Source organism: Brachybacterium sp. Marseille-Q7125, assembly GCF_023062615.1.
Taxonomy (GTDB): Bacteria; Actinomycetota; Actinomycetes; order Actinomycetales; family Dermabacteraceae; genus Brachybacterium.
This window is the reverse complement of record NZ_JALLAL010000101.1, coordinates 1-3,181: the sequence shown is the minus strand read 5'-3', so window position 1 is coordinate 3,181 and position 3,181 is coordinate 1. Positions and strand designations below refer to the sequence as shown.

Sequence of the window (3,181 nt, the reverse complement as noted above, 5' to 3'; positions counted from 1 at the left end):
TTCGAGCGCATCGAGAACCATACGAACCGCTCGCTCACGCAGCTCGTCGGGGTACTTGCGTGGTGCAGGCATGACAGAGAAGTCCTTTCCGTGGCTTCACTGCCTCCATCATCCCCGGGGCGATCCAACCTGCTCATAGCCCGCCCTACCACGTGGCTGCTCGATGAGCCCACCAACCACCTCGATGATGCCGGCGCCGCGTTCCTCGTTGAGGCCATCACCGATCATCCCGGCTCGGTGCTCATCGCGAGCCACGACCGCGCCTTCTTGGACGATGCGACACAGGCGCAGCTGGACTTGGACCCCGCCGAGTCACCGCTGCACGAGCACACCGGCGCTCTCACCGCCTACACCGGCGGATTCACCGACTACCTGCTGGCCCGTATGGATGCTCGGGAACGCTGGGAGGAGCGTTTTCGGACCGAGCAGGAGGAGCTCAAGGAACTGCGGCGTGCCGTGCAGGAAGCGGGGACGCCGGGTCAGGTCACGGCCGCGCGGGCAGAGGTGCGCATGGCGCGGAAGTTCCATGCGGACCGCAACGCCCAGGTGGTCTCGCGTCGGCTGCGTGAGGCGCGGATGCGGCTTCAGCGGCTGGAGGTGGAGCAGGTGCGCAAGCCCCCCGCCGAGCTGCATCTCACGCATCTTCCGCCGGCGCCAGGATCGTCCGGGGTGCAGGTGGCGGTGACGGACGCGGCGGTCGAGGGACGTCTCGGCCCGGTGTCATTCGCATTGTCCGCGGGCGAGCAGCTGCTGGTCACCGGTCCGAACGGGGCGGGCAAGTCCACGCTGCTGGACCTCGTTATCGGCCATCTAGAGCCCACGTCCGGCACCGTGGAGCGCTCACTCAGCCTGCGCGTCGGGCACCTGGGGCAGGACGATGCAGCGATCCCCGGATGCACAGTAGGCCAGCATCTACGGGCGGCAGCCGGCGTGGACCCGGGGTCCGACGACGTGCCTGAGCTGTTCGGGCTGGTACACCCTCGGGACCTGGATCGGCTCCTCACGGAGCTGTCGCGCGGCCAGCTGCGCCGGGTCATGCTCGCCGCGGTGCTGCTGGACCCGCCGCAGCTGCTAGTTCTCGATGAGCCGACGAACCACTTGGCACTGGTCACGGCCACGCGGCTGGAGGCGGCTCTGGAGGAGTGGGGCGGGACCGTGCTCATCGCCTCGCATGACCGCTGGCTGCGTCGCCGCTGGCAGGGCAGGGTGCTCGAGCTGGGGGCCTGAGGGGCGGGGCGCGAGGGCTCGTGCTGAATGCGCTGTCCTGCCCCGCCCCGCCGCGCCCCGCCGCGCTCTCACCCCGTTCTCTGCGCCATCCCCAAGCGCAGACGGCGACGTTTTCGTGGGAATAGCAGGCCAATTCCCACGAAAACGTAGCGCTCTCGGGAAGAGGGGTGACCGGTACGGGGCGGCGGGCTGCATCGGTCAGGGGCGCTTCACAATCGTGCGTGCAGCGCCGTGAAGGAGAGCCCGGGTCACAGTCCTTCACACTCCTTCGTCCCTGCCGTCCCCACGCGGCACGCTGGCACCGACACCGACCAGCTAGGAGCCCGCCATGACCGATACCGCCCCCCGCTTCGAGACCCTCGCCATCCACGCCGGCCAGGAGCCGGATGCCGCCGCGGGCTCGCGCGCCCTGCCCATCCACCAGACCACGAGCTTCGTGTTCCCCAGCGCCGAATCGGCCGCGAACCGCTTCGCCCTGACGGAGCCCGCGCCGATCTACACCCGCATCACGAACCCCACGCAGGCCGTGGTGGAGGACCGCATCGCTGCGCTCGAGGGCGGGGCTGCCGGCCTGCTGGTCGCCTCCGGGCAGAGCGCCATCACGCTCGCGATCCTGAACCTCGCCGGCGCCGGGGACTCCGTCGTCGCCTCACCGAGCCTGTACGGCGGGTCGTTCAACCTGCTCAAGCACACCCTTGCGCACCTGGGCATCACCCCGCAGTGGGTGGAAGACCCCACGGATCCCGAGTCCTGGCGCGCCGCCGCAGACACCACCACGCGTGCCTTCTTCGTCGAGTCGATCCCGAACCCGCAGCAGGACATCCCGGACCTGCGCGCCATCGCGGACGTGGCCCATGAGGTGGGGGTGCCGCTGGTCGTGGACAACACGGTCGCGACCCCCTACCTGCTGCGCCCCCTCGAGCACGGCGCCGATGTTGTGGTCCACTCGGCCACGAAGTTCCTGGGCGGGCACGGCACGTCGATCGCAGGCGTGATCGTTGATGGCGACAGCTTCGACTTCGCCGCCCATGCCGAGAAGTACCCGCAGTTCACGGAGCCGGACGAGTCCTACCACGGGCTCGTGTTCGCGGGTCTGCCCGCCCCGCAGGCCACGCGCGCCCGCACCAATCTGCTGCGGGACCTGGGCCCGGCGATCTCCCCGTTCAACGCCTTCCTCATCGCCGGGGGCCTGGAGACCCTGCCGCTGCGGATGGAGCGGCATCTGGACAACGCCCGGAAGGTCGCCGAGTTCCTCGAGGCCGATCCCCGGGTGGAGTCTGTGACCTGGGCGTCGCTGCCGTCCTCCCCGCACAAGCAGGTGGCCGACCGCTACCTGCCGCGCGGCACCGGGAGCGTCCTCGGCTTCACCCTCCCGGGCGGGCTCGAGGCCGGCAAGCGCTTCGTCGACGCCCTGAGCCTGCACTCGCACGTGGCGAACATCGGCGACGTCCGCTCGCTTGTGATCCACCCCGCCTCCACCACGCACTCTCAGCTCAGTGAGGCCGAGCAGCTCGCGGCCGGCACCGGCCCGGGCTTCGTGCGCCTCAGCGTGGGGATCGAGCACATCGACGACATCATCGCCGACCTCGAGCAGGGCCTCGCCGCCGCGAGCGCGTGAGGCCGGGGGCGGGCTGGGGCCGACGGGGCGGTTGGCCGACGGCCCGGCTCCGGTGGGTGAGCTCAGTCGGTGTCGGCGGGCCGCGTCACGGAATGGTGCTATGGCGACGTAGCTGGCAATAGTGCCAGCTACGTCCGCACAGCACCCGTGCGTGACGGCGCCCCGGCCCCCACCCTGCCTCTTATACCCACCTCCGAGCCCCCCAGGCGAGGGCCGTCCACGGATGCCGTCCTCTCCTTGGAAATACAATCGGGATCGGAGTCGTTGGCGCGCACGTCGACCATCACGTGGTCCATGTCCTGGTCGAGCACATCGTCGACCGGCCCGACATCATCG

General features: G+C 70.0%; 3 protein-coding genes. 2 read left to right on the top strand and 1 reads right to left on the bottom strand.

The window, feature by feature from the left end; genetic code table 11:
• Positions 1-90: 90 nt before the first annotated feature.
• Positions 91-1,227, top strand: coding sequence for an ATP-binding cassette domain-containing protein (locus MU407_RS13770; RefSeq protein ID WP_246958338.1), 1,137 nt, complete (start codon positions 91-93; stop codon positions 1,225-1,227).
• 328 nt (positions 1,228-1,555) lie between these two features.
• On the top strand, positions 1,556-2,845 hold the full coding sequence (locus MU407_RS13765) for a PLP-dependent transferase (protein WP_246958336.1): 1,290 nt from the start codon (positions 1,556-1,558) through the stop codon (positions 2,843-2,845).
• A 128-nt stretch (positions 2,846-2,973) separates the two neighbouring features.
• Here the strand turns inward: MU407_RS13765 and MU407_RS13760 are convergent.
• The coding region (locus MU407_RS13760; RefSeq protein ID WP_246958335.1) for a hypothetical protein at positions 2,974-3,181 on the bottom strand (208 nt) is incomplete at its 5' end.